This window comes from Marichromatium gracile (genome assembly GCF_004343155.1).
Classification (GTDB): Bacteria; Pseudomonadota; Gammaproteobacteria; order Chromatiales; family Chromatiaceae; genus Marichromatium; species Marichromatium gracile.
The window spans coordinates 103692-129880 of sequence record NZ_SMDC01000004.1 but is presented as its reverse complement, the minus strand read 5'-3'; the positions used below and the strand labels follow the sequence as shown (position 1 = coordinate 129880).

21 protein-coding genes and 2 pseudogenes are annotated in these 26189 nt (G+C 70.2%); 7 read left to right on the top strand and 16 right to left on the bottom strand.

All coding sequences use genetic code 11. From position 1 onward, the window contains the following. Positions 1-84: 84 nt before the first annotated feature. From EDC29_RS08195 to EDC29_RS08170, 7 genes and pseudogenes are all read left to right on the top strand, one after another. The gene (locus EDC29_RS08195; protein ID WP_132229365.1) at positions 85-1173 is read left to right on the top strand and encodes a glycosyltransferase; all 1089 of its coding nucleotides are present in this window, start codon (positions 85-87) and stop codon (positions 1171-1173) included. A gap of 325 nt (positions 1174-1498) precedes the next feature. Next, a complete protein-coding gene (locus EDC29_RS17280) occupies positions 1499-1714 on the top strand; it encodes a hypothetical protein (protein ID WP_165913462.1) in 216 nt (71 codons plus the stop codon). Between the two features lie 70 nt (positions 1715-1784). Then, complete coding sequence (locus EDC29_RS08190) at positions 1785-2543, top strand: sulfotransferase family 2 domain-containing protein (protein ID WP_165913461.1); 759 nt, start codon at positions 1785-1787, stop codon at positions 2541-2543. Between the two features lie 34 nt (positions 2544-2577). Continuing rightward, complete coding sequence (locus EDC29_RS08185; protein ID WP_132229361.1) at positions 2578-3378, top strand: phosphate/phosphite/phosphonate ABC transporter substrate-binding protein; 801 nt, start codon at positions 2578-2580, stop codon at positions 3376-3378. Then, a complete protein-coding gene (locus EDC29_RS08180) occupies positions 3375-6782 on the top strand; it encodes a PAS domain S-box protein (protein WP_132229359.1) in 3408 nt (1135 codons plus the stop codon). Before EDC29_RS08185 ends, EDC29_RS08180 begins: the two co-directional genes overlap by 4 nt. A 181-nt stretch (positions 6783-6963) precedes the next feature. Next, positions 6964-8376 carry a sigma-54-dependent transcriptional regulator gene (locus tag EDC29_RS08175; protein WP_132229357.1) on the top strand — a complete coding sequence of 471 codons (1413 nt, stop codon included), beginning with the start codon at positions 6964-6966 and terminating at the stop codon, positions 8374-8376. 199 nt (positions 8377-8575) lie between these two features. Then, positions 8576-9554 (top strand): annotated as a pseudogene (locus tag EDC29_RS08170) (IS3 family transposase). A 36-nt stretch (positions 9555-9590) separates the two neighbouring features. On the opposite strand, the gene EDC29_RS08165 reads toward EDC29_RS08170, so the two are convergent. From EDC29_RS08165 to EDC29_RS08090, 16 genes and pseudogenes are all read right to left on the bottom strand, one after another. After that, on the bottom strand, positions 9591-12080 hold the full coding sequence (locus tag EDC29_RS08165) for a hypothetical protein (RefSeq protein WP_132229355.1): 2490 nt from the start codon (positions 12078-12080) through the stop codon (positions 9591-9593). 247 nt (positions 12081-12327) lie between these two features. Further along, positions 12328-12552, bottom strand: a pseudogene (locus EDC29_RS17670) (integrase core domain-containing protein); the annotation flags it as partial. Between the two features lie 109 nt (positions 12553-12661). Beyond that, the gene (locus EDC29_RS08155; protein ID WP_132229353.1) at positions 12662-13369 is read right to left on the bottom strand and encodes a phosphoribosylanthranilate isomerase; all 708 of its coding nucleotides are present in this window, start codon (positions 13367-13369) and stop codon (positions 12662-12664) included. A gap of 75 nt (positions 13370-13444) precedes the next feature. Then, positions 13445-14530, bottom strand: coding sequence for a molybdenum ABC transporter ATP-binding protein (gene modC / locus EDC29_RS08150; protein ID WP_132229351.1), 1086 nt, complete (start codon positions 14528-14530; stop codon positions 13445-13447). Then, positions 14523-15200: a molybdate ABC transporter permease subunit gene (gene modB, locus EDC29_RS08145; RefSeq protein ID WP_123143297.1), complete on the bottom strand. Its 678-nt coding sequence runs from the start codon at positions 15198-15200 to the stop codon at positions 14523-14525. Before modB ends, modC begins: the two co-directional genes overlap by 8 nt. A 66-nt stretch (positions 15201-15266) precedes the next feature. Beyond that, positions 15267-16010 carry a molybdate ABC transporter substrate-binding protein gene (gene modA, locus EDC29_RS08140; protein ID WP_132229349.1) on the bottom strand — a complete coding sequence of 248 codons (744 nt, stop codon included), beginning with the start codon at positions 16008-16010 and terminating at the stop codon, positions 15267-15269. A 47-nt stretch (positions 16011-16057) separates the two neighbouring features. Then, positions 16058-16876 carry a TOBE domain-containing protein gene (locus EDC29_RS08135; RefSeq protein ID WP_123141738.1) on the bottom strand — a complete coding sequence of 273 codons (819 nt, stop codon included), beginning with the start codon at positions 16874-16876 and terminating at the stop codon, positions 16058-16060. 111 nt (positions 16877-16987) lie between these two features. After that, positions 16988-17929, bottom strand: coding sequence for an alpha/beta hydrolase (locus EDC29_RS08130; protein WP_242466074.1), 942 nt, complete (start codon positions 17927-17929; stop codon positions 16988-16990). 98 nt (positions 17930-18027) lie between these two features. Beyond that, positions 18028-18576 carry a cytochrome b gene (locus tag EDC29_RS08125; protein WP_123141739.1) on the bottom strand — a complete coding sequence of 183 codons (549 nt, stop codon included), beginning with the start codon at positions 18574-18576 and terminating at the stop codon, positions 18028-18030. Between the two features lie 272 nt (positions 18577-18848). Further along, positions 18849-19232 carry a hypothetical protein gene (locus EDC29_RS08120; RefSeq protein WP_123141740.1) on the bottom strand — a complete coding sequence of 128 codons (384 nt, stop codon included), beginning with the start codon at positions 19230-19232 and terminating at the stop codon, positions 18849-18851. A 43-nt stretch (positions 19233-19275) separates the two neighbouring features. Then, on the bottom strand, positions 19276-20127 hold the full coding sequence (gene modD / locus EDC29_RS08115) for a ModD protein (RefSeq protein ID WP_132229347.1): 852 nt from the start codon (positions 20125-20127) through the stop codon (positions 19276-19278). A 2-nt stretch (positions 20128-20129) separates the two neighbouring features. Further along, the gene (locus tag EDC29_RS08110) at positions 20130-21188 is read right to left on the bottom strand and encodes a sulfate/molybdate ABC transporter ATP-binding protein (RefSeq protein WP_123143293.1); all 1059 of its coding nucleotides are present in this window, start codon (positions 21186-21188) and stop codon (positions 20130-20132) included. After that, positions 21188-21853, bottom strand: coding sequence for a molybdate ABC transporter permease subunit (locus EDC29_RS08105; RefSeq protein WP_123141743.1), 666 nt, complete (start codon positions 21851-21853; stop codon positions 21188-21190). The genes EDC29_RS08110 and EDC29_RS08105 overlap by 1 nt, the downstream gene beginning before the upstream one ends. A gap of 19 nt (positions 21854-21872) precedes the next feature. Beyond that, positions 21873-23192: a porin gene (locus EDC29_RS08100; protein ID WP_132229345.1), complete on the bottom strand. Its 1320-nt coding sequence runs from the start codon at positions 23190-23192 to the stop codon at positions 21873-21875. Between the two features lie 47 nt (positions 23193-23239). Next, positions 23240-23953: a molybdate ABC transporter substrate-binding protein gene (gene modA, locus EDC29_RS08095; RefSeq protein ID WP_132229343.1), complete on the bottom strand. Its 714-nt coding sequence runs from the start codon at positions 23951-23953 to the stop codon at positions 23240-23242. A gap of 24 nt (positions 23954-23977) precedes the next feature. Beyond that, positions 23978-26176: a TonB-dependent receptor gene (locus EDC29_RS08090; protein ID WP_132229341.1), complete on the bottom strand. Its 2199-nt coding sequence runs from the start codon at positions 26174-26176 to the stop codon at positions 23978-23980. Between the last annotated feature and the right edge of the window lie 13 nt (positions 26177-26189).

Genomic DNA, 26189 nt, shown 5'->3' with positions numbered 1-26189 from the left:
CCGCACCCCACCACTCAAGCCGTACCGAATCGAGTGCCGCTCGACGGACCGCGCGGTCGATCATCTGCCCGTGGAGAAATCCCGATGACCACCATCGTTCATGTCGTGCAGCACCTGCGTCCCGGTGGGGTGGAGAGCATGGTGCTGGAGCTGGCGCGTCACGGCGCCGCCACCGAGCGCCATCTGGTGATGAGCCTGGAGGGCGAGGGCGTGGCGGCGGTCGCCGCCTGGCCACGGCTGCAGACCGATGTCGATCGGCTGCGCTTCCTCGCCAAGCCGCCGGGCTGGACGCCGGGGCTGGTCCCGCGTCTGGCGCGGCTGTTGCGCGCCGAGGGCGCGGTGGCGGTGCACACCTATCATCGCGGCCCGCTGATCTACGGCGGTCTGGCCGCGCGCCTGGCCGGGGTGCGCCATCTGGTGCACACCGAGCACGAGGCCCGGCACCTGGAGTCGTTGCCGCAGCGTTGGCTGCAGTGGACGACGCTGGCGCTGACCCGACCCCGGCTGGTCGCCGATGCCGAGCACGTCGCCACGCGCATCCGCGCGCGACTGCCGGGGTGGCGGCCACGGGTGATCCTCAACGGCGTCGATACCGATCACTTCATCCCCGGCGATCGCGCCGTGGCGCGCGCGCAGCTCGACCTGCCGCGCGAGGTGCGGTTGATCGGCTGCGCCGCGCCGCTGCACCCGGTCAACGGCCAGCGGTTGCTGATCGAGGCGCTGCTCGGACTCGACGCCGACACCCATCTGGCGCTCGCCGGCAGCGGCCCGGAGGAGGGCGCGTTGCGCCGCCTGGTCGCCCGGCAGGGGTTGGCGAAACGCGTGCATTTCATCGGGCGGCTGGACGCCATGCCGACCTTCTACCAGGCGCTCGACCTGTTCTGCCTGCCCGCGCTCGCCGAGGGGTTGCCGCTGGCGCCGCTGGAGGCCCAGGCCTGCGGCATCCCGGTGGTGGTGAGCGCCGTCGGCGGCGTCCCCGAGACCGCCTGTCCCGACACCGCCCGGGTGGTGCCGGCCGGGGATGTCGCGATCCTCAGCGTGGCGCTGGCGGTGCAGCTCGCGGCCATCGCGCGCGCCGTGCCGTTCGACCCACGCCCCTATGTCCTCGCCCGCGCCGAGGTGCGGGCGATGGCCGCCGCCTATGCCGCCCTCCGTCACCCCGTTGCGAGCTGAGTCCCGATGCGGACCAGCCCGCTCGCGCTGCTCACCCTGACTGCCGAGACTCCCTTCGCTGCCGGGCTGGATCGGTCGTCTGGCGTCGATGGTCGGAGCGGCGCTGTTTTTGGTACTGTTCCTCGCACCCTGTGTATTCCGCGGCGCCGTCGGCGTGGTGCACCGGGGTGGCGGGCGTCCTGTGCTATCGGCGCGGTCACGCGCGCCGCCTCGGGGCGCGTGGCCGAGCGCCGGAGCCGGCTTGTGCGCCGGCGCGGGTGCCTACAGATGTTCTGACGGGGGTCTCTCGCGCCCCGACCGCCCTGGACGAAGAGGAGGGGCGCCGATGGGCGATGGTGTCGAGGACGAGGCGGTGGTGGTCATCGGGGACGCTCTCGACGGTCTCGGGGTTGGCCGGGCGCGGCCATTGCGGATCGAGTCGCATCCTGCACTGCGGCCTGCAGCGGTGCGGCGCGCACCGGCCCACTTCGCCGCCGGTGTGGCCGCGACGCTGGAGCGGCTGCGCGGGGCCGGCGCGGTGGCTCGGCGGCGTGCTCGGTGACCGCTGCAACCCGTCGCTGGCCGCGGGGCCGGTGCGCGAGACCGATCGCCTGGCACGGTGGTTGCCAAGGTTGAGCAGACGCCTGCGCAAGGCGATCTGGAAATGCCATCTGCTCACCCTGAACGTCTGCCCCCGGAGCCAGAACACCATGCTGCTCTCCCACCACCGTCGCTTCGTCTATTTCCACATCCCCAAGACCGGCGGCAGTTCACTGACCTCGGTGTTTCGCGACGACCTCGACACTCGGGCCTCGCTCGCCGGGCTCGATGCGCGCGCCCCGGGCTGGCAGGACCGTTGTCACTTCGACGGTCGCCAGCACAGCACCTATCGCGACAACGCCCGGCTGCTGGCCAGATATCCCGACTACTTCCGCTTCGCCTTCGTGCGCAACCCCTGGGATCTGGCGCTGTCGTGGTACACCGCGCTGGCCCGCGCCTCCCCCGACGAGACCCTGGGTTCGACGCACCTCTCCGGCCCCGGCTTCAAGCAGTTCCTGCGTCGCGCGCTGCGCCCGCGCGCGCCCGGAGACTGGCTCGCCTGGGCCAGCCAGGCGCCCGTTCATCGCTTCATGATCGGTCGCTCCCAGAGCGACTATCTGACCGATCGAGCAGGGCGGTTGCAGATCGACTTCCTCGCCCGCTTCGAGCACTACCAGGAGGATCTGACCGCACTGTGCGACCATCTCGGTCTTGCGCCCCCGGCGCCCGAGCACTTCAACCGTTCCCGGCATGGCCGGCTCGACTATCGGGAGTTCTATGACACACACAGCCGCGACTGGATCGCGCGCCGCTTCCGGCGCGACATCGAACTCTTCGGTTACCGCTTCTGAGCGCACCCGGCGCCGTGGCCGCGCGGCGCTGCTGTTGCTGACCCTGTTCGTGGCGCCGCTGGCCGCATCGGCCACGGAGCTGAGCTTCGGCATCGTGCCGCAGCAATCGGCAAGCACCCTGGCGCGCGCCTGGGTGCCGCTGCTCGAGGCGCTCGGCGCGCGCGCCGGGGTGGCGCTGCGCTTCGAGACCGCCGCCGACATCCCCACCTTCGAGCGCCGTCTGGCGCAGGGCGAGTACGATCTCGCCTACATGAACCCCTATCACTACACGGTCTTCGCCCGCGACCCCGGCTATCGCGCACTCGCCCGCGCCGAGGGACGGCTGCGCGGGGTGCTGGTGGTACGCGCCGACAGCCCGCTGCGCGAGGTCGGGTCGCTGCAGGGCGCGACCCTGGCCTTCCCGGCCCCGGCGGCCTTTGCCGCCAGCGTGCTGATCCGCGCCGAGCTGGCCCAGCGCGGCATCGCCTTCACCCCGCGCTATGTCGCCTCGCACGATTCGGTCTACCGTACCGTGAGCGTCGGGCTCTATCCCGCCGGCGGCGGGGTGGTACGCACGCTCGAGGCGCTCGACCCGCCGCGCCGCGCCGAGCTGCGCGTGCTGATGACCACCCAGGGCTATACCCGTCACGCCTTCGCCAGCCATCCGCGGGTCGCACCCGAGGTGGTCGCGCGGGTGCGCGAGGCGATGCTCGGGCTCGCCGCCGACGCCGAGGGGCGGGCGCTGATCGAGACGCTGGGGATGCCCCGGCTGGTGGCCGCCGAGGACGGTGACTGGGACGACGTGCGCGCCCTCGGTATCGACCTGCTCGACGACCTGCGCGCCGAGGCCCCGTGAGCTTCCGTCTCAAGACCATCCTCGGCATCGCGCTGATCGAGGCGGCGCTGCTGGCGCTGCTGGTGTTCAGCGCGCTGAGCTGGCTGCGCGAGTCGAACGAGGCGCAGCTGGTCCAGCGCGCGACCACCGCCGCCAGCCTGGTGGCGACCAATGCCACCGACGCGGTGCTGGCCACCGACCTGGCCCGGCTCGAGAGCCTGCTCGACGAGGTGCTGACCAACGCCGACATCGTCTATGCGCGGGTGCGCGACCGCGATGGCCTGATCCTCGCCGAGGCCGGTGCGGCGCGCGCGCTGGCGCGCCGCTTCGTCGCCGACCAGGACCCCTCGCACGCCGCCGACGGGGTGTTCGACACCCGCGCCGAGATCCATGCCGGCGGGGCCTATTTCGGTCGTGTCGAGCTGGGCGTCTCGGTCGAGCCCTTCCTCGCGCTGCTCAGCTCGGCACGCTCCGGGGCGATCGGGATCGCGCTGCTCGAGATGGCGCTGGTGGCGCTGTTCTCGCTGCTGCTCGGCACCTATCTCAGCCGTCAGCTGCTGCGCCTGCGCGATGCCTCCAACCGCATCGCCCGCGAGGGTCCGGGGGTGCGCATCCCCCAGCACGGCAACGACGAGATCGGCGAGGCGATCCGCGCCTTCAACCTGATGTCGGCGCGCCTGGCCGACAGCTATGCCGATCTCAACGAGGCGCTCGCCGCCGCCCGTCAGCTCGCCGAGCGCATCCGTCGCAGCGAGGCGCAGAAGAGCGCGCTGCTCGACGCCGCGCTCGACGCCATCGTCACCATCGACCTCGATGGCCGGGTGGTCGACTTCAACGCCTCGGCCGAGCAGATCTTCGGCTATCTGCGCGAGGACGTCGGTGGCCAGTTGCTCGAACAGTTGATCGTCCCCGAGCGCTATCGCGCCGCCCACCGTCGCGGCATGGCGCGGTTTCGCGCCGAGGGCAAGGGGCGGGTGGTCGGCCAGCGTCTGGAGATGGAGGCGCTGCACCGCGACGGTCACGAGTTCCCGATCGAGATCGCCATCACCGAGGTCGAGGCCGATGAGACGGTCTATTTCACCGCCTTCATCCGCGACATCAGCGCGCGGCGCCGCGCCGAGGAGGAGCTGCGTCTCGCCGCCCAGGCCTTCGAGGCCCAGGAGGCGATCTTCATCACCGACGCCGAGAGTCGCATCCTGCGCGTCAACCGCGCCTTCACCGCGATCACCGGCTATGCCCCGCACGAGGCCATCGGCGAGACGCCGCGACTGCTCAAGTCCGGGCGCCAGTCGCAGCGCTTCTACCGGGAGATGTGGGCGCGGTTGCAGCGCGACGGTCACTGGGAGGGCGAGATCGAGAACCGCCGCCGCAACGGCGAGATCTTCCCCGAATGGCTGAGCATCACCACGGTGCGCGACCCGGACGGCCGGGTGACCAACTATGTCGCCAACTTCATCGACATCAGCGAGCGCAAGCGCACCGAGGCGGCGCTGATCGAGGAGCGCGCCCGCGCCGAACAGGCCAGCGAGGCCAAGTCGCGCTTTCTCGCCACCATGAGCCACGAGATCCGCACCCCGCTCAACGCCATCCTCAACATGAACGAGCTGCTGCTCGAGAGCGGTCTCGACCCCGAGCAGGCGGCCCATGCGCGGGTGGCCGGCGAGGCCGGGCACAGTCTGCTGTCGGTGGTCGACAGCATCCTCGACTTCTCCAAGATCGAGGCCGGACGGATGGAGACCCGGCCCGAGCCCTGCGCCCTCGAACCCCTGCTCGAAGGGGTGCTCGGGCTGTTCGCCGCGCGCGCCTTCGCCAAGGGCGTGGAGCTGCTGCTGACCCTCGACCCGCAACTGCCGGTGCGGGGCGAACTCGACCCCGGCCAGTTGCGCCAGATCCTGCTCAACCTGCTCGGCAACGCGCTCAAGTTCACCGAGCACGGCGCCATCGAGCTGTGCGCCGGGGTGGTGGGCGAGGGCGCCGAGCAGCGACTCTCGATCGAGGTGCGCGACACCGGTATCGGCATCGCCCGCGAGCGTCTGTCGGAGCTGTTCAACGAGTTCGTCCAGGTCGACGACTCGCGCCGCCGACGCTTTGGCGGCACCGGGCTGGGGCTGGCGATCTGTCGCGGGCTGGCGCGGATCATGGGCGGCGAGATCGGCTGCGCGAGCGAGCCCGGCGTCGGCTCCCGCTTCTGGGTGCGCCTCCCGCTGCGCGCGCGCGCCCCGGCCGACGATCGGCGGGCGCGTCTGGCGCGCCGGGCCGCGGGCTGGCGGGTGCAGGTGTGGGCCGCCAGCGCGCCGCTCGCCGAGGGGCTGGCGCGCCAGCTCCGGCTGCTCGGCCTGGAGACGGTGATCGTCGGCGAGGAGCGCTGGTTCGCCGAGGCCGCCGCCGTGCCCGCGCGGCTGTGGCTGGCGGCCCCGCCGGGCGCGGGGAGGGCGGCGCGCGAGATCCCGATCCATCGCGACCGGACGAGCGCGCCGACGTCCGAGGCCGCCACCCTGCCGTTGATGCCGCGCGCACTGTGTTGGCAGCTCGGCATGGCGCTCGGCGCCCCCGAACTCTTCCCCGCGCCCGACTCGCCCCGCCCCGAGCCGGCGGCGCCGACGCCGACGGCAACGGCCGCCACCGGCCCGATCCTGCTGGTCGAGGACAGCGAGGCCAACCGTCTGGTGGCGCTGGCGATCCTCGAGCGCGCCGGCTACCGGGTCGAGACCGCCGCCGACGGTCATCAGGCGCTCGCCGCGCTGCGCGCGCGCCCCTATGCGCTGGTGCTGATGGACGTCTCGATGCCGGGGATGGACGGGCTGGAGGCGACCCGGGCGATCCGCGCGCTGCCCGGCGAGCGCGCCCGCGTGCCGATCGTGGCGATGACCGCCAACGCCTTCAGCGAGGATCGCGAGCGCTGTCTGGCCGCCGGCATGGACGACTATCTGAGCAAGCCGGTGGTGCGCGCCGAGCTGTTCGCCGCCCTCGCGCGCTGGCTCGGTGGCGAGCGCCCCGAGGATGCGCCGGTCGGCGCATCGGCCGGGGAGCGCGCGGCGCCGGCGCAGGCGGTCGGGGTGCTCGATCTCGGGGTGATCGACGAACTCGCCGAGGAGATGGGCGAGGACTTCCTCGTCGGCATGCTGCAGACCTTCGAGATCGAGACCCGGCGCCGGGTGGCGTGCATCGAACAGGCCTGGGAGGCCGGCGAGATCGCCCAGCTCGAACACGAGGCCCACACCCTCAAGGGCGCCTCCGGCACCTTCGGCGCGCGCGCGCTGCAGGCGCTCGCCTTCGACTGCGAGCAGGCCGCCCGCGCCGCCGACCGCGACCGTCTGGCGCCGTTGATCGCGCGGCTGCGCGGCTGCGCCGAGCAGGCGCTGGAGGCGCTCGTGCAATGCTTCGCGAAGGGCGGGGACGGCCCGCGCGGTCCTGCTCGGGACTGAGCTCGCCCTCGGCCTCGACGGCGCCGCGCGACGAGCGCGCCCTGGTGCTGCTCGAACCGTCGGACGGCGCGGCGGATGAAGCCGCCGCGCACGATCCCTATATCTGAGGCTCGACCATCGGAGTGGCGACCGCTCCCGCGCGGGGCGGTCGCCGACGCGCCAACGGACCAGGACGCCCGCCATGGAGCAGACACCCCCCAGCATCCTGATCGTCGAGGACAGTCAGGTCCTGCGCGAGGTCTACAGCGGCTACCTCGCCACCGAACCCTATCGCGTCGCGGCCGTCGAGACCGGCGCCGAGGCGCTCGCCGCGCTGGCCCGGCACCCGCCGCACGCGATGCTGCTCGACCTGCGCCTGCCCGACATGGACGGCATGGAGATCCTCCGTCACGTCGGCGCGCAACGGCTGCCGACGGCGGTGGTGATCATCACCGGACACGGCTCGGTCGACCTTGCCGTCGACGCCATGCGCGAGGGCGCCTTCGACTTCATCGAGAAGCCCTTCAACGCCCGGCGCCTGCGCGTCACCCTGCGCAACGCGCTCGAGCGCCAGCGTCTCTCCAGCCTGCTCGACTCCATCCAGGAGACCTTCGACCGCGACCGCTACCACGGCTTCATCGGCGCCTCGCTGGCGATGCAGGCCGTCTACCGGGTGATCGACAGCGCCGCAGCGAGCAAGGCCACCATCTTCATCACCGGCGAGAGCGGCACCGGCAAGGAGGTCTGCGCCGAGGCCATCCACCGCCAGGGACCGCGCCGCGAGGCGCCCTTCGTCGCCCTCAACTGCGGCGCCATCCCGCACGACCTGATGGAGTCGGAGATCTTCGGTCACGTGCGCGGCGCCTTCACCGGCGCGGCGCGCGACCGCGTCGGCGCCGCCGGACAGGCCGACGGCGGTACCCTGTTTCTCGACGAGATCGGCGAGATGGACCTCGATCTGCAGACCAAGCTGCTGCGCTTCGTCCAGACCGGCAGCTTCCAGCGCGTCGGCTCCACCCGCCAGGAGGCGGTCGACGTGCGCTTCGTCTGCGCCACCAACCGCGACCCGCTCAAGGAGGTCGCCGCCGGGCGCTTCCGCGAGGACCTCTACTACCGTCTCCACGTCATCCCCATCGAACTGCCGCCGCTGCGCGCCCGCCAGGACGACATCCTGCTGCTCGCCGAACACTTCCTCCAGGGCTTCGCCGCCGAGGAGGGCAAGGCGTTCCAACGCTTCGCCCCGGCCACCGCGGCGCTGCTGCGCGACTACCACTGGCCGGGCAACGTCCGCCAGCTGCAGAACGTCATCCGCAACGTCGTCGTGCTCCACCAGGGCGAGACGGTCGACCCCGAGATGCTGCCGCCGCCGCTCTCCGAACACCTCATCACCCCGCCGCGCGCCACCCCCACCGAACCCGCCCAACCGGCGCCCGCCGCAGCCCCCACCACCACGCCCGACCCCGGCATCCAACCCCTGTGGCGCGTCGAACGCGAGGCCATCGAACGCGCCATCGCCCACTGCGACGGCAACATCCCCCGCGCCGCCGCCCTCCTCGAAGTCAACCCCTCGACGCTGTATCGGAAGCGGCAGGCTTGGCAGAGTGGGGAAGGGTAGTCGTCCGAACCCTTTGGAACCATTGATCGCTCAGAGAACGCTTCCGTACGGGAACGGGCTTTTTAGATAGAAGCAGTCGGTTTCTGCCTTGCGCACAAGAGTCATCAAAACTTGCGTTTACATGAAAGTGAGTTCCCCCCTCCCGAACTTCGTCCCCCAAGGATTGACGTAGACTGACGATCAATGCTTGGAAAGCAGGATGCAGAAGATCCCGAAGCGGGTATACACGCTGGAGTTCAAGGAGCAGGCGGTCAAACGATTGCAGTCGGGGCGCAGCATCGCCTCGGTGGCGCTATGGACCTGGTGGAGCAGACGGTACGCAACTGGGTGCGGCTTGCGTCGGCTGTGTGCGCTGCTGGGCGTGAGCGTGAGCGGCTATCGGGCCTGGCAGCGCGGCGGCCAGCGCCAATGGCTGAGTGACGCGCAGTTAACGCTGCTGCTGCAGACCCTTCACGCCGAGACCAGTGGCGCCTACAGCAGTCCACGGATGGTCCGGGCGCTGCGCGCTCGTGGCCTGAGCGCGAGTAAGGCGCGCGTGGAGCGGCTGATGCGTGCGCACGGCCTACGCGGCCGTCATCGGCGTCGCGATCGCGTCACGACCGACTCGAGCCACCGCCTTCCCGTCGCCGAGAATCTGCTCGCCCGGGACTTCCGGCCCAGCGCCCCGAACCAAAGTATGGAGCGCCGATATCACCTATCTCTGGACTGACGAGGGCTGGCTCTATCTGGCCGTCGTCCTCGACCTGTTCAACCGCGATGTCGTCGGCTGGTCGATGCGTGCACGCATCGACGCCGAGCTGGTCATCAGCGCCCTCGACATGGCCCATGCCCGGCGCCGGCCGCCACCGGGGCTGCTGCACCACTCCGATCGGGGCAGCCAATACGCCAGCCACGCCTTCCAGCAACGCCTGCGTCGCTACGCCATGCGTTGCTCGATGAGCCGGCGCGGCAACTGCTGGAACAACGCCCCGACCGAGAGCTGGTTCAACAGCTTCAAGCACGAGCGCGTCTTCGGCGAGCGCTTCCCGACCCGCGAGGCGATGCGCGCAACGGCCTTCGAGTACATCGAGGTCTTCTACAACCGCAAGCGACTGCACTCGACGCTCGGCTATCGCTTACCCGTCGAGTTCATGCAACAGTGGGAGGCGAACCAGCGCCGCGACCAAGCGGTCGCATGAGACCAACCCCTTGGGGGAGGAAAAAACAGGGGAACCTCACACCCACTGAACCTTCTCCGGAAGCTCTCCCAGCCACTTGGTTGCCTCTGTAACCCATTCCTCAGTGAGCGGATCGATGGGTTTGGGTGGCGCATTCCCGATATGGATGGATATCGCGTCTGGACTAGGACTAAGTCCTGCACGAATCTCCCTGATGATGGAGGCATGCTTCAAGATTGCGCCGACTGTCCCGCTATTGGACTGTCGTCTGTCTTCTAGCTCTTTGCTCAATTCGCGAGCCAGTTCTTGGGCTTTCCAGTGGAGACGTGCGTCGAATTCACTATTCTGAGATAAAGCAAACCTTTCGATCGTGTCCACCGAAAACTCCCGAGCCGGCGCTAGAGACAGTAAGAGCAGCAGTAGACTGCGGCTCAGCGAACTTAGGTCCTCACTCTCGGGCAAGGTATAGACGCGACCGGGAATCGGCTCAGACCATTGATGTCGCTGAACATTATTTAAGAAATCATTCAGGCGTAGCATGTACTCCTGACTTGCATAGTGCTGCCGGATCAGCAGGAGCAGAACTTGCTGCGCATCACGATAAGCTCGTGCCGACTCGAGCGACTCTTCATCATCGACGTAGCCTCGCAACAGGAACAAGACGACCTGCATAGCAGGCTCTTCCCTTTTTCCATCCTTGCTCGCTTCGAGCAACAACAAGATCAGCAAGTGCCGAAGATCTTCCCAGAATCGCTTTACCAGGATTCCGCAAATGTTCGTCGGGGCGTCAAGGCTCGGTTCTGTTTCCACCAGCGATACATGATATTGCGCCCAGATCTCAGCCCACCCCGCATCGAGTGCTGATACTGTCAAGGTTGGTGGAAGGTAACCATCCAGGAAGGTATTCTGGTAACGGTGGCTTGTCTGGGCAAACCAGTTGAAGAAAGAGCCGAGGACAAGACGAGCGGCCTGAGTGTCGCCGCGCACGACAGCCGCAAATACCATCTCTGCGGTTTGTTGGATGCGCTCCATCGAGAATCTCGCCTCGAGCGTCGCGTGCTTCCAGGCGGCCTCGACGGACGTGATGGGCTCAGGCGCGTCTCGCAGTCGAATAAGCTCCCATCCGCCAACCCACTGGCGAAGCGCCTTGCCGTAGATCCCGGCACGCGGAGCCCGCAACTGTGCCTCATGCGCGGCATCATGCGAGATGGACCCTTGGTCCTCAACTTTACTCAGCCACCACAAGCCGAGGAGAAAGATCAATCGTCCGTGAAGACGGAGCAGATCGTTCGGAATCTCTAACGGCTCTCGCTCGACTTCCCTGGCCAGCCGATGAGTCACGTGGCAGGCGAGCTCAAACCCACGCGGGTTGGATTCGAGCATTCCGATCACGCATTCGAGCCAGGGCGAATAGTCAGAGACCCAGGTCTGATAAAGAGAAAGACTGCCGAATCCGGCTGGAACCTTCATGCAAGCTACATTCGCAGCTGCACCATTTTCATCGACGAAACGACCTGCATCCAACAGCGCAGTATGGACATGGGTAAGCGCAAGCAACCTCTCCTGAGTACCGTCTTCGCGGCCGGCCGCTGTCTCGTTCTTGAGGTCTGAAACCAATTCCTGAAGCAGTTTGCCCGTGTTGTAAGTCTGAACAGAGCCGGGCGAGGAACGGAACATGAACGCTCGGCGGATGAGCAAGCGCGCCAACCAGTCAGGTTGTGGACCATTCTTGACGACAAGCAGGGTAACGTTGCCACTCTTCATGTCTCCCGGCTCGACCCTTAATTCCAGATCAGCCGCTCTTGCATCGGCGTCATGGGAGAGGTCGCCTTGCCAGTGAGTGCGTGCCTGAGCCAACCATCGACTCAATCCGGCGGCGAACAACCGCATTCGGACGTCGGATAATTGGCTACGCCTGCGTAACCGTCGAGTGACGCACGGTGTTCCGTCTGTACCGTAAGGCATCAGATCGATAGACGGCCCTTGGTCTGCGCCAGAGTCAAGGCGTTGATAGCTGGGCCGGCCTGGTAAGAGTCCTAGCTGCTGCGCATCCCACATGATGTGCTTATTCAGGTATTGTCTTACCTCGCGAGGCAACGCGATATGCACTGCATATTGCTCGAAGGCACGCAGTCGGTTGTCATCGTGCAAGAAGCTGATGGTGGAGTAGAGAAAACAGCCGGTCAGGCAGACGTTGATCGTAAACCAACAGAGGCTTGCGATCATCCCCCAAGCGGCCCCTTGCGGGGCCAGCGTGAAGGCGACGAGATACTGGAGACCCAAAGCACCGATGAGTCCGAGAGCGCTGAGTCCTGCAGGTAGTGCCGCCGTGGAATACAGATAGATCTGCAGGTCAACCTTTGAAGACTGCCGTCTTTGCAGCAAGATCGCGACAAAGGCGATGATGATGGGATAGACGACGGCGGTAATGGTTGCCTGAATCGTCCAGACGACATCGAAATAGGGCTTGACGCCCTTGCTAAACTCACTGCTGAGAAAGCTTGGCTGATGGCCGGTGATGATGAGAACAGCGAACACGCAGAGCAAGGCGAGGAGCGTCGATAGTTCAAGGATTGCGAGTACAAACCAGACGGGATGCTCGGTTGCGGAATGCAGAATCCGGGGGGCGAAGCCGTGACAACAAGCGCGTCGCTCAGGATTGGTCTGGCTCCATTCTCTGATCCATTGATCGACGTGCGACGAGAGTGTGTCGAATGGGCCCCGCCGAAGCGCGAATATTAAGCGCGATATCAATCGAGGTTTGACCTGTTCCCTGGAAATAGATGGCATAACTATCAAGCCCCCTGAGATTGTAAGCCCGTTTATTGAATAGCTCCGGGCGTTTCTGCGCCCACTCCTTGAGTGCTTGAATCGGTGCGATGTGCCCGAGTGCTTTCTGGGGGATGTGCTGGTTGTAGACCTGGACATAGCGGGTGATGGTCTGCTCCAGACTCAGGGCGGAGTCGAAGCGTGTGGTGGCCAGCACCTCGGCGATGCGTCCGTTGAAGCGCTCGACTACGACTACAGCCGCATATCTTCACGGCGGCCCAACCCCGCGCGCTCGATACTGACAGGCCCTGGCGCGCATCTGATATCGTCGTCGCCAACCCGACCAGGCGATGATGTCCTCAGGCGGGGCGCGTTCGCGTCATTGAGGCTCTCCCGGAATTTCGTCCCCCCAAGGATTGACATCGTCCGACAGCCTCCATAAACGCAACAAGCCGCGCCTCGTCCAATGCGCCGGCGGTGCGCACACCGGTGCAGATGTCGAGGCCGAAGGGCTGGACCTGGGCGATTGCCTGACGCACGTTCTCGGGGTTCAGGCCGCCCGCCAGGAACACGGGGGTGTGGGATCTCTTGACGATCTCGGCGCTCAGCGACCAGTCATGGGTGCGGCCTGTTCCGCCGAGTTCCTTGACCCGCAGCGATGGGTTCCCGGAGTCGAGCAGGATGGCATCGACCTCGCGGCTGAGGGTCTGCGCCTCTTCGACCGACGCCGCGCCCTTGACGTGGACGACCTGGATCAGCGACACGCCGGGGAGCGCCCGGCGGATCGTCTGGTGCGCGCCGCATGGCAGCCGGTCGCACAATTGCAGCGTATTGACGCCGCAGCGCCTCTGCTGGGCGATGATCTCGGCCGGATCGGTGCGGCTGGTGAGGAGGACGGTGGCGATCGGCGGCGGGATTCGCGCGGCGATCTCGGCGATCTCCGCCTCGGAGATGACGCCGGGCCCGCTGGGCATCTCCGAAACCAGCCCGAGCGCCGATGCGCCGCAGCGGATCGCCAGTGCGGCCTCTTCGCTGGAGCTGATGCAGCAGATCTTGACGCGTTGCATGCGTGCCTCCCGTTTTCACTCATCGAGGTCGCTGGTAAGACGGCGACAACAGTGTGACGAGTCGAGCGGCGGGGCTCAATCCATCACCGCCACCGCCTTGACCTGCGCATGCACCTGCTGGCCGGGATGGAGGCGGAGGCGTTCCCAGGAGTGGCGGGTGATGCGGGCGAGCAGGCGGCTCTCGGGGGTGGTGCCGACGGCGAGGCCGACGAGGACCTGGGACGCGCTGAGCGGGTGCATCTCGACGATGTGCGCGGGCAGGACGTTGAGGATGCTGGAGGTGCCGGGGTCGTCGAGGGCGATGCTGACGTCGCGGGCGTGGATGCGTACGCGCACGGTCTCGTCCACCGCGCGGTCGAGCCGTTCGAGCATCAGCGAGGCGCCGGGGATGGCGACGCGGGTGAGGCCGTAGCGCGCATCATGGGCGCGCACCCGCCCGCTGAGCAGGGCGCTGGCGGTCTCCTCGCGCACCAGCGGCAGGTCGAGACGGGTGAGCATCTGCGGCGCCGGGCCGGCGGCGCGCAGCCGCCCGGCCTCGATCAGCAGGATGTGATCGGCCAGCCGCGCGACCTCGTCGGGGTCGTGGCTGACGTAGAGGATCGGGATCTGCAGGTGATCGTGGAGACGTTCGAGATAGGGCAGGATGTCGCGCTTGCTGGTGTGGTCGAGCGCGGCCAGCGGCTCGTCCATCAGCAATAGCCGGGGGCTGGTGAGCAGGGCGCGGGCGATCGCCACGCGCTGACGCTCGCCGCCGGAGAGCCCCGCCGGGTCGCGCCCGAGCAGCGGGGCGATGCCGAGCAGCTCGACCACCTCGTCGAAGTCGACGCAGCGCGCGCGCGCCGGGATGCGGCGGCGTCCGTAGTCGAGGTTGGCGCGCACCGAGCGGTGCGGGAACAGGCTCGGCTCCTGGAAGACGTAGCCGATCGGGCGGCGATGGGTGGGCAGGAAGCGCTCGTTGGCGTCGTCCTGCCAGCAGGCCTCGGCGAGTCGGCAGTGACCGGCGGCGCGCTCCAGCCCGGCGACGCAGCGCAGTACCGTGGTCTTGCCGCAGCCGGAGCGCCCGAACAGGGCGCTGACGCCGCGCGCCGGGACGCGACAGGCAAGATCGAGGCTGAAGTCGCCGCGATCGAGACGGAAGGCGAGGTCGAGCACGTCAGCCATGACCGATCCGCCGCATGCGTTGGCCGAGCAGGTTCATCATCAGCACCACCAGGAAGGAGAACAGCACCATGCCGCCGGCGAGCCAGTGCGCCTGGGCCCACTCCAGCGACTCGACGTGGTCGTAGATCGCCACCGAGAGCACCTTGGTCTCGCCGGGGATGTTGCCGCCGATCATCAGGATCACCCCGAACTCGCCGACGGTGTGGGCGAAGGCGAGCACCGCGCCGGTGAGCAGCCCGGGCAGCGCCAGCGGCAGGGCAACGTCGAAGAAGCGTGCCAGCGGCGAGGCACGCAGGGTGGCGGCGACCTCCAGCGGGCGCTGGCCGATCGCCTCGAAGGCGTTGTGCACCGGCTGCACCATGAAGGGCAGCGAGTAGAGCACCGAGCCGACCACCAGCCCGGCGAAGGTGAAGGGCAGGGTGCCGAGCCCGAGCCGCTCGGTGAGCGCGCCGATCGGGCCGTGCGGGCCGAGCAGCAGCAACAGATAGAAGCCGAGCACCGTCGGCGGCAGCACCAGCGGCAGCGCCACCAGGGTGGCGACGATCTGCTTGAAGCGCGAGCGCGTCTGCGACAGCCACCAGGCCAGCGGGGTGCCCACCACCAGCAGCACGGCGGTGGTGAGGGTGGCGAGCTTGAGGGTCAGCCAGACCGGGGTGAGATCGAGTGACACGGCGGTGCTCCGGGCGGGGATGGGGCGGAGGCGGTGAGGCCCGGCGCGCGCCGGGCCTCGTCACGCTCAGTCGGTGGCGTAGCCGTAGCGGGTGATCACCGCGCGCGCCGCCTCACCCTGGAGGTAGTCGAGCAGCGCCTGGGCGGCGGGGTTGGCCTCGGCGCCCTCGAGCAGCACCGCGTCCTGACGGATCGGGCTGTAGTGCGACTGCTCCACCTCCCAGCGCGAGCCGCTGGGGTCGAGGGCGATCTGCGCCAGGGCGACGAAGCCGAGTTCGGCGTTGCCGGTGGCGACGAACTGGTAGGTCTGGGCGATGTTGTCGCCGCGCACCAGCTTGGGCGCGAGGGTCTCGGCCAGCCCCAGCGACTCCAGCACCTCCATCGCCGCGGCGCCATAGGGCGCGGTCTTGGGATTGGCGATCGCCAGGCGGTCGAACGCGCCCGATTCGAGCAGTGCCGCGCCGTCCGTGATCAGCGCGGGGTCGGTGCTCCACAGCGCCAGCTCACCGATGGCGTAGGTGAAGGGCGCGCTGGCGCGGCCCTCATCGACGAGCAGCGCCGGGCGGCGCTGGTCGGCGGCGAGGAAGACGTCGAAGGGCGCGCCGTTGACGATCTGGGTATAGAGCTTGCCGGTCGAGCCGTAGCTGATCCGGGTGCTGTGTCCGGTGGCTTGCTCGAATGCGGTGGCGATCTCCTTCATCGCCGCGGTGAAGTTGGCCGCGACCGCGACCCGGACCTCCTCGGCCTGGACCAGGGTGGTGGAGCCGAGCAGCAGCACGGCGGCGGTGAGTGAGCGCAATGGGGTCGACATCCTTCGATACTCCTTGTCGCTGACGGGGATGGGTGGCGTGGTGGGTCTCAGTCGCTGACCGCGAGGATGATGTGCGGGGCCTTGATCAGCGCGCAGGCACGCTTGCCCTCGGCCAGTTCGAGTTGATGCGCGCTCTCGGCGGTGATCATCGCGGTGACCCGTGCGCCGCCGTCGAGCGCGAGCACCACCTCGGTGTTCACCGGCCCCTCGATCATCCGCTCGACGGTGCCGCACAGACGGTTGCGCGCCGAGGTGCGCAGCCCGCCGTCCTCGGTGGTGATGAGCACGAAGGAGGCCTTGACCAGGGCGTAGGCCTCGCGCCCGGGTTCGAGGCCGAGCGCCTCGACGCTCTCGTTGGTGACGATCGCCACCAGCGGCGTGCCCTTGAGGTCGAGTACCACCTCGGCGTTGACCGCCCCGCGACGCACCGCGGTGACCACGCCGTGCAGATGATTCCTTGCGCTGACCTTCATGTTGATGACTCCTAACAGACGATGGAAATGGTCGAAGTCGCGCACGCCCTCGCCGAGTCGTTCGAGAAAGCGCCGGTGCTCGCGCTCGGCGGTCTCGAACACCGTGATCAGCCGTCGCCCCTCGGCGGTGAGCTCGGTGCCGCCGCCGTGGCGTCCGCCGGTGCGACGTTGCACCAGGGGCGCGGCCGAGAGGTTGTTCATCGCGTCGACCGCGTCCCAGGCCTGTTTGTAGGAGATGCCCAGGGCGCGCGCCGCCTGCGAGATCGAGCCGGTCTCGTCGATGCGGCGCAGCAGTGCGATGCGCTCGTGCCCGGCGAAGCGGCTGGTGTCGAGATCGAGCCGTAGGGCGCCCGAGGTCTTGAGTCGGGCGTGGGTCTCTGCGGCATGGGGCATGATCGCGGCCTCTGTTGACTCGGTGACAAGGGTTATATCGAGGGCGATATAACGACGGGCCTAGCCAAGCAATACCGATGCCAAAAAAGGAAGTCCCCGTGATCCGGATGCTTAGGAAGCGACGGGTGGCGAACGGCGGGTGGCGGTGCACCGCATCGAGGCATCTTCGGTCGCCCCTGCACCAGGATGGGAGGTCCCCCCGACCCCGTGCGCGGCGAGGAAGTCGATCAGGGCACCGACATGACGCTCGATGTGCTCGACCGAATCATGCCCGGCGCCGGGCACCTCGTACAGCCGCGCCCGACCGGTGGGGGCACGTTCGAGGATGCGTCGGGCGTCGCGCGGCGACACGCTGGTGTCGGCGGTGCCGTGGACCAGCAGCAGCGGACAGCCGATGCGCGCGGCGGTGTGCAGCGGGGCGATCTCGGCGAAGCGGTGGCCGATGCGCCACTCGACGTGCCGGGTGGCCAGCCGCGCCAGCCAGCGCGGCAGGCGCAGCGTGCGCAGATAGCCCTCGGTGACCTCGGCCGGGTCGGCGAAGGCGGCGATGCTGATCACCGCGTCGGGCAGCGGGTTGTCGGCGGCGTAGAACAGGGTCGCGCCGGCCCCCACCGAGTGCCCGAGCAGGGCGAGACGGCGACAGCGCGTGGGATGGACGCGGCGCAACCAGTCGACCGCCGCCTCCAGGTCCTCGGCGAAGCGCGGCAGCGAGGAGAAGGTGTCGCCATCGCTGTTGCCGTGGCTGCGCGCGTCGAACAACAGCACGTTGAGCCCGGCGCGGCGGAAGGGCGCGGCCAGCGGCAGCATCAACTCGGCGCTGCTGCCCCAGCCGTGGAGCACCACCAGGGTCGCCTCGGCGTCGGGCGCGGGCAGCAGCCAGGCGAACAGCCGGCGACCGCGCCGGGTGGGGATGACGCAGGTCTCGAAGTCGAGCCCGAGCGCCGCCGGGTCGTGGCGGGCGCGTCGACGCGGGGCGCGGAAACCGAGCTGCACGGCGAGCGCGAGCAGGCCGAGCAGGGTCGCGGGGAGCAGCAGAAGGGTGAGCAGGATCATCGTCGGGGGCGGGTGAGGGGTGAGGGGTGAGGGGTGAGGGGTGAGGGCGGGGCGTCGCGCCCCGCCGCGCGCCCGGGCTGCCCCGGGCGCCCGTTGCCTCAGGGCAGGCTGATGCGGGTCATCACCCCGTCCTTCAACCGCCAGTGCTTGAGCCCGGCGGCGGTGTGGATCAGCACCAGCACGAAGATCGCCAGCGCGCCCAGCCCGTGATAGAAAAACAGCGTCTTGGCAAGCTCCGGGTTCTCGGCCAGCGGCAGCTCGATGCTGAGACCGAAGAACTCCAGCGGGTAGCCGGCGCTGACCACGGCGACGGCGCCGCCGATGGTGATGGCGAGCAGACCGAGATAGAGCAGCACGTGCAGCGCGCCGCCGACGAACTGCTCACCCTTGCCGAGCGGCGGCTCGTAGGCCGGGGCCGGCGAGCGGCGACGCAGCACCAGACGCAGCAGGGTCAGCAGCAGCACGGTGGCGCCGACGCTCTTGTGGATGGTCACCAGGGTGGCGGCGAAGTCCTCGCCGAAGAGATTGGCGATGCCCTCGTAGCCGAGCGCCCAGAACAGGGTGCCGGAGCAGAGCAGGCCGAGCACCAGCAGGGCGACCAGCCAGTGCAGCAGGCGTTGGGTGAAGGTGTAACGCGGTTGGGCCAAGGGTTGTTACCTCGCGATCGGGATGCTGGGTCTGTCGTGGTGACGACAGGGTCGGGAGCTGGCCGGGGCTCGGGGGCGCGCGTCGCCGCCCGACGGCGGTGCGCGACGCGGGCGCATACGTGTCCCTGAGCCGGTTGCGCCGGTCGGCTCCGGGCTAGTTATACCAACCCGCGTCGGGCCCTGACCAGCCGTCTCGGCGGGCGCCGGGAGCGCCCAGAACGGGGCCTTGGACGCAACGACCGATGTCCTTGCCAGCGCCGCCGCGGGTGTGTTCAGCGCGGCATCTCGGCTCGCAGCGCGCGCTGTTCGAGCAGCGCGCCGTCCTCGCCCTGGGGCGCGATCCGCCGCAGCGACAGCCAGCGCCCGTCGTCGAGCCGCCAGGCCAGGTGCGACTCGGCGTGGACCAGCGCGGCGTAGAAGGTCTCGCCGTCGTCCGAGCGCGGCTCGAAGCGGCGGTAGTCGCAGACGCAGAGACAGGGCGCGCCGGCGGCATCGTTGCCGATGATGCGCCGCGCCGTCACCTCGTACTCGCGATAGATCCGCAACCGGCGCGGCGCGATCAGGCGCGCGCGCCAGTGGTGCCCGAGCAGCGCCCGCCAGGGCGCGAGACAGGGGTGATCGGGGTGGTCGAGCTCGATGGTGGATGATGCCCGCATGGCGAGTCCTCCCGCTGGTGTTGAGCGATGCGCGCCCCGGGGGTCAGACCCCGCGCGCGAAGCGGACCTGAACGTCGCGCGGCGGCGCCAGATGCGGCGCGCTGGTCACCAGCAGCCGCGCCCCGGCGCGCGCATAGTCCTCGGCGTTGGCGGCGTTGACCCCGCCGGCGGCGGCGACCAGTGCCGTCGAGCCCGCGGCGGCGAGCGCGGCGACCGTCTCGGCGACCGCCGCGGGGCTGAACTTCTCCAGCTGGATGACATCGGCCGCGGCCCAGACGAGCGCCTCGGCGCCGTCCTCGACCTCGACCACCACCCGCTTCTCCGGGCAGCGGCGGCGCAGTCGCGCGATCGCCGCGGCGGGCTCCTCGTCGAGGAACAGACGGTGCTCGGCGAACACCAGCAGGGTCTCGGAGAGCCCGGTGCGATGCATCGCCGCGCCGGCGGCGCGCGCCGCCTTGACCGCCAGGCGGCGGGTGCCGGGGACGTTCTTGCGGGTGAGTGCGACCAGCGCCTCGGGGTGGCCGCGGCGCGCCGCTTGCTGGATCTCGGCGGCGCGGCTGGCCACCCCCGAGCACCACTCGACCAGGGTCTGCGCGCTCTTCCACGCGCGGTGCAGGATGCCTGCCTCGGCGCTGGCCTCGAGCAGCAGGGTCTCGGGCGCGGCCTGTTGACCGGAGGCGGCGTGGAGGGTGGCGCGCGCGCCGCACAGCTCGAACATCCGCGCCGCCTCCTCGATCCCGCACACCACCATGGGGTCGCGGGCGAACAGGCGGATCTGGCCGGGGCGGGCGTCGATCTCCAGCGCCTCGGTGGTGAGGTCGCCGTAGGGCACGTCCTCGGCGAGCAGCTGCTGCAGGCGGTGGTCGTCGAGCGCCAGGGGTTGGGGTCGGATCATGGTCAATACCTCGTGGATTGGATGGTTTTAGCCGTCCCCGCCGGGAGCGCGATGGCGCAGCCCGGGGGGACGTCGAGCAGGGTGCGCTCGCCGCGCGCCGGACAGGGCAGGGCGCGCGGCAGGTGGATGCGCAGCGCCGTGCGGTCGGGCAGGCGACAGCTCAGCGCGCGATAGGGGCCCATGTCGATCACCCGTGCGATCTCGACGGCGAGCCCGGCGCGGGCGCCGGGGCGCGGGCCGTCGGGCAGCAGCGCGACCACGCTGTCCTCGCGGCGGGGTGCGCGCGCCAACTCGACCCGGCCCCAGGGGCCGCAGGCCGCGCGCCCCTCCCAGCGCGTCACCGCCAGGGTGTTGGGCCAGCCGAGCACCCGCGCGACCTCGGCATCGCCCGGTGCGGCGAACACCGCCTCGGCCTCGTCGAGCCGGCGCAGCCGCCCGCCGATCATCACCCCGACCCGGTCGGCGCACTGGCGCGCGTCCTCCAGGTCGTGGCTGACCAGCAGGGCGCAGGTGGCGGTCTCGGCGATCAGCTCCTGCAACAGCAGCCGCAGCGACTGGCGCAGACTGGCGTCGAGCGCCGAGAAGGGCTCGTCGAGCAGCAGCAGCGCCGGCGCCGGGGCGAGCGCGCGCGCGAGGGCGACGCGCTGGCGCTGACCGCCGGAGAGCTGCCCGGGGCGTCGCTGCGCCAGCCCGCCGAGTCCGACCCGCTCGATCCAGCGCGTCACCCGCGCGGCGCGATCGGGCGCGCGCGCGAGCCCGTAGCCGATGTTCTCGGCGACGCTGAGGTGGGGGAACAGGGCGTGGTCCTGGAACATGAAGCCGAGGTCGCGCCGGCGCGGCGCCAGGTCGATGCCGGCGGCGCGCGCGTACCACAGCCGCTGGCGGTGACGGATGTGCCCGGCGCGCGGGCGCTCGAGCCCGGCGAGCAGCCGCAGCAGGGTGCTCTTGCCGCCGCCCGAGGGGCCGAGCAGCGCGGTGATCCCGGCGCCGGGCAGCGCCAGACGCAGGCGCAGGTCGAAGCCGGGGCGACGGAAGGCGAGATGGGCGGAGAGTTCGGTCATCACAGTCGTCCGAGTCGGCGCAGGAGCAGGAACAACACCAGCGAGATCCCCCCGAGCAGCAGCGAGAGCCGGGTGGCGCAGGTGAAGTCGCCGTCGAGCACATGGTTGTAGATCGCCAGCGACAGCGTCTCGGTCGAGCCGATGAGGTTGCCGCCGAGCATCAGGGTGATGCCGACCTCGCCGAAGGCGCGCCCGGCGCCGAGCGTCAGCCCCGCCGCGAGGCTCGGGCGCACCGCCGGGATCACCACCCGCCACAGCGTCTCCAGGCGCCCCTTGCCGAGGGTGTAGGAGGCCTCGACCAGCACCCGCGCGCTGCCCTCGATCGCCGACTGCACCGGCTTGACCACCAGCGGCAGCCCGGCGATGAAGGCGGCGAGCACCAGCGCCGGGAAGGAGAACACCAGCTCCCAGCCGAGCTGCGCGTGGAGCGGTGCGCCGAGCACGCCGTGGCGCCCGAACAGCATCAGCAGGAAGAAGCCGATGGCGATCGGCGGGAACACCAGCGGCAGCGACACCAGCGCATCGAGCAGCCAGCGCAGCGGGAACGACAGGCTGAGCAGATAGCCCAGCCCGACCCCGGCGACGAGCAACAGCGCCAGGGTCACCGCCACCACCCGCAGGCTCAGCAGCAGGGCGTCGGGCGAGCAGGCGAGCAGCGCGGACATCGATGATCCCCCGATCCCGTCAGTAGACGAACTGGAGCTGCAGCGCGAGCCGGTCGTCGAGCGCGGCGAGCAGCCGGTTGGCGTCGGCCCGCGCATCGAGCCCCGGGGCCTCGGCCTCGCGCCACTGATAGTTGGCCATCACCTGCCAGTGACGGTCGATGCGGTAGCGCAATCCCAGCGTCCAGGTGGTGAAGCGACGATGGTCGGCGGCCGACTCGGTGCCGCGGTCGTAACGGTCGTAGCGCAGATCGAGCCAGGTGCGCGGGGCCAGCCGCCAGCCGCCCTCGAGATACCAACCCTCGGCCTCGCCCTCGGGCAACAGGTTGCGCCCGGCGATGCGGGTGGCGGCGTTGTTCCAACTGCCGGGCACCGCGCCGCCGTCGCTGCCGGCGAGGATCATGCCGCGCCCGACGAGGTACTCGCCGCTCAGCCGCCAGCGCGCCGCCTGGTGGATGACCCCGGCGCCGGCGCGGGTGCGCAGGTGGCTGCCGGGGTCGGCGCCGTCGAGCTCGCGCCGTCCCTGCTGCCACCAGCCGAACAGCTTGGTGCCCTGGCGCGCGGCGCCGCGCCCGCCCTCGACGTGCTCGCTCGACCAGTAGAGATAGAGATCCTTGTGGCTGTCGTCGTCGAGTCGCGCGACGCCGTTGCCGTTGCCGAGCATCAGCGCGTAGCTGTGCGCCCAGGGCCCGCCGCCGGGGAGCACGCCGAAGAGCTGCGCGCCGATGTCGTGATAGAGCGAGCGCGGGCCGCGCGGCGTGTTGGCATCGAGCGGGTCGCTGCCGTCGTGGTCGAGAAAGGTCTCGTTGAGCAACTGATCGACCGCGGTCGAGACGGCGAAATAGGGCTGGCGCGGGGCCGGGCGCAGCGCCTCCTCGCTGCCCGGCGGCTTGAACTGGCCGAGACGCAGACGCAGCGCCGGGTCGATGCGATAGCTGAGGCTGGCGTCGATCAGCTGCAGTTCGTCGCCCTCGCGGGTCGCGCCGTTGTCGCCGGCCTCCACCGCGACCAGATAATCGAGCGGCGCGCCGCCCGGCACCCGCCCGCGCACGCCGAGGCGCAGCCGGTGCAACTGCCAGCGTTCGGCGGCGCGCTTGTCCGGCCCCAGGCGGTTGGCCGCCATCCCCTGGCCGGTCCAGCCGCCGACCGGGATCGGGGTGTCCTCGCCCCGTTGATAGGCGAGCTGGGCGAAGCCCCAGGGACGCAGCGCGCGCGTCCCCTGCTCGGGTTCGCTGCCCTGGAGAAGCAGCCAGTTGGCCGCCTGGGCGAGTCCGGGGGCGAGTCCGGGGGCAAGCAGCGCGGCGCCCAGCGCGAGCGCGCGCATCCTGGTCGAGTCGGTCATGGCAAAGATCCTTGGGGCGAGGCGCGCGCCCCGGTGGTGACCGGGCCTCACAGCCCGTATCCGGCGAGCAGGTCGCGGGCGGCGGGGGTGGCGACGAAGTCGAGGAAGCGCTCTGCCGCTGCTCCGGGGGCGCGGTGCGTGGGCACGCCGATGACGATCTCGAGCGGCGCGTAGTGGCTCGGGTCGATGGTCTCGACCACCAGCCGCTCGGGGTCGAGCGCGCGCGCCTCGGTGGCATTGATGAAGCCGGCCTCGACGCTGCCGGCGCGCAGGTGCGCGGCGACCTGGGGGACGGTGGCGAGCACGGTCAGGCGCTCGGCGAGCGGCTTGCGCAGCCCGTCGTGTTCGAGTGACTGGAGCGCGGCGCGGCCATAGATCGCCCGCGCCGGATCGGGCAGGGCGATGCGGCGGAAGGCCGGGTCGGTGAGCGGTCGACCGGCCAGCGCGGCGGTGCGCACCAGCACCAGCCGGCCGCGACCGAAGGGCTGGGTGCGGGCGAACAGCCCGCTCTCGGCGAGGAAGCGCCGCTCGCCGACGACCAGCGCCACGCGCGCGCTGGCGCGGGTCTGGGCGAGCACCTGGCGCATGTTGCCGAAGGCGGCCTCGACGCCGATGCCGCTGTCGCGCTCGAAGGCCTGGTAGAGCGCGAGCAGCGGGCGCTTGTAGCCGGCCCCGGCGGCGATCAGCAGACCGTCGTCGTCGGTGGCCGCGTGCGCCGGCAGGGCGCAGCAGAGCATCAGCAGGGCGATGAGCAGGGGCATGATGGAGTCTCCTTGTCCACGGGGTCAGAGTTGCATCGTCAGGGTGAGCGAGAGGGTGCGCGGCGCACCCGGGTAGTAGCCGATGGTGCCGGGCTGGGCGTCGTCGCGCCCGGCGTCGATGACGGCGACATAGCGGGTGTCGAAGAGGTTGTCGACGGCCAGCGAGAGGCTCATGGCGCGGTGGCGGTAGCCGAGGCCGAGATCGAACAGGGTGTGGGCGTCGACCGGCTCGGTATTGGCCGCGTCGCCGTAGCGTCGTCCGACGTGACGCACCACCGGGGTCAGGGTCCAGGGACCGTGGCGGTACTCCAGGGCGAGGCTGGCGAGCCACTCGGGGGCGTCCGGGACCTGGTTGCCCCGGGTGGCGAGCAGGCTGTCGGCGGCGGTGCGGATGTCGGTGTCGAGACGGCTGCGGTTCCACGACAGGCTGGCCACCAGGTTCCAGTGCGCGTCGGCGCGCCAGTGCGCCTCGAGCTCGGCGCCCTGGGTGTGGGCGCGCACCCCGCCCTGGAGATAGCTGAGATCGAGCGCCGGGTCGTAGGCCATCACCTGCTTGTCGCGCAGCCGGCCCCAGTAGAGCGTCGGCGCCAGGGTGAGGTTGCCGTGGCGCCAGCGCAGCCCGGCCTCGATGGTCTCGGCGCGCTCGAAGCGCAGCCGCTGCCACAGCGACTGGAGGTCGATCCCGGCGGCCTCGAACCGCTCGCGCGCGTTCATGTAGCCGCTGTAGAGCGGGCCGAGCCAGGGGTTGCCGATGGTGCGTCCGAGGGCGAGCCGGGCCTCCAGCCCCGGGGTGAGTTCACGGCTCAGACTGAGGCTCGGCAGCCAGGCCGCGAGGGTGACGGGCGCGGTGCCGAGCGCCGGGTCGACCGGCGGGTCGAGGTCGAGCGCCGCGCCGTGGTCGAGATCGGGCAGGGCGCTGGCGTCGTAACCGGTGATCGCCGGCAGGCGCAGGCGCAGATAGCGCGTCCCCAGGGTGTAGCGCCAGCCGCGCCGCTCGCCCTCGATCATGGCAAAGGGGCTCTCGTAGGCGCGCTCGCCCTGCTCGGCGAGGATGCCCCAGCGCGAGAAGCGCAGCGCGCCCTCGGCATCGACGGTGTAGAGGCGCTGGCTCAGCGGCGGCGGCATCGAGCTGAGGCGCTGGCTCCAGTGACCGAGGGTCAGGGTGGCAGCGTCGAGTTCGAGCTGCAGCTCGGCGACGGCGCCATACTGGCGCTGGTCGACCTCGACGCGAGTGATGCCGGTGCGCTTGCCGGTGAGCCGCTCGCCCCGGGTCTCCAGCCAGTAGGGGCGCAGTTGCAGGCGGGCGCGTGGTCCGAGCTGCCAGCTCAGGGTGGCGAGCAGGTTGTCCTCGGTGTAGTGCTGGGTGTTGTAGGCGTAATAGTTGGCGTCCTCGCGCGCCGAGCCGGTGAGCGTGGCGTGGTAGCCGAGCGTGCCGTAGCGCTCGAGGTCCTGGCTCTCGGCATGGGTCAGCGGGCGATAGGCGTCGCTGTGGAAGCGGTTGTGGGCGCCGTAGAGGCTGAGCGACAGGTCGGCGCCGAGCGGTTGCGCCCAGCCGAGGTTGAGGGTGTCGCGGCTCTGCCCGCCGGGGCCGCGCCACTGCTCGCCGGCGGCGCTGGAGGCGGAGAGGAACAGCCGGCTCGCGGCGGCGCCGATGGTGCCGCTGTCGAGCCGCGCGAACAGTCGGTGGAAGTCGTGATCGGCGCGTGCCACCCGCGCCATCACCCCCGGCTGCTGGCGCGGCGCGCGCAGCCCCAGCGCCAGGCTGCCGGCGAGGTTGCCGACCCCGAGGCCGACCCCGGCCGGTTGCGGGCCGCGCCACAGGGTGAGTCGTTCGAGGTTCTCCAGGTCGTAGAGGTTGCCGACGCCGCCGCGCCCGGCGCTGGTCGAGGAGGGGGTGCCCTCGATCGTCACCGCCAGCCCGGTGGCGGTGGAGGCGGCGATGGCGCGCAGTCGCAGCGTTTGTTGCTCGGTGCTGAGCGCGTTGGGGTCGGCCTCGGCGCGGTTGACCGAGGGGGTGAGGTCGAGCGCGCGGTAGGGATTGACCTGGGCGGCGCCGCCGCGCGCCTCCAGGGTGGCGCCGTCGAGCTCGGTGGTGGCGTAGTCGCCCGCGTCCGATGCGATCCGGGTCGCGCTGATCTCGATCGCGGGTAGCGGTTGGGCGGGCTCGGCGCCGGCGGCGAGCGGCCAGCACAGCGGGGCGAGGCAGCATCCGAGGGTTCGCATTCTTGGGGTCTCG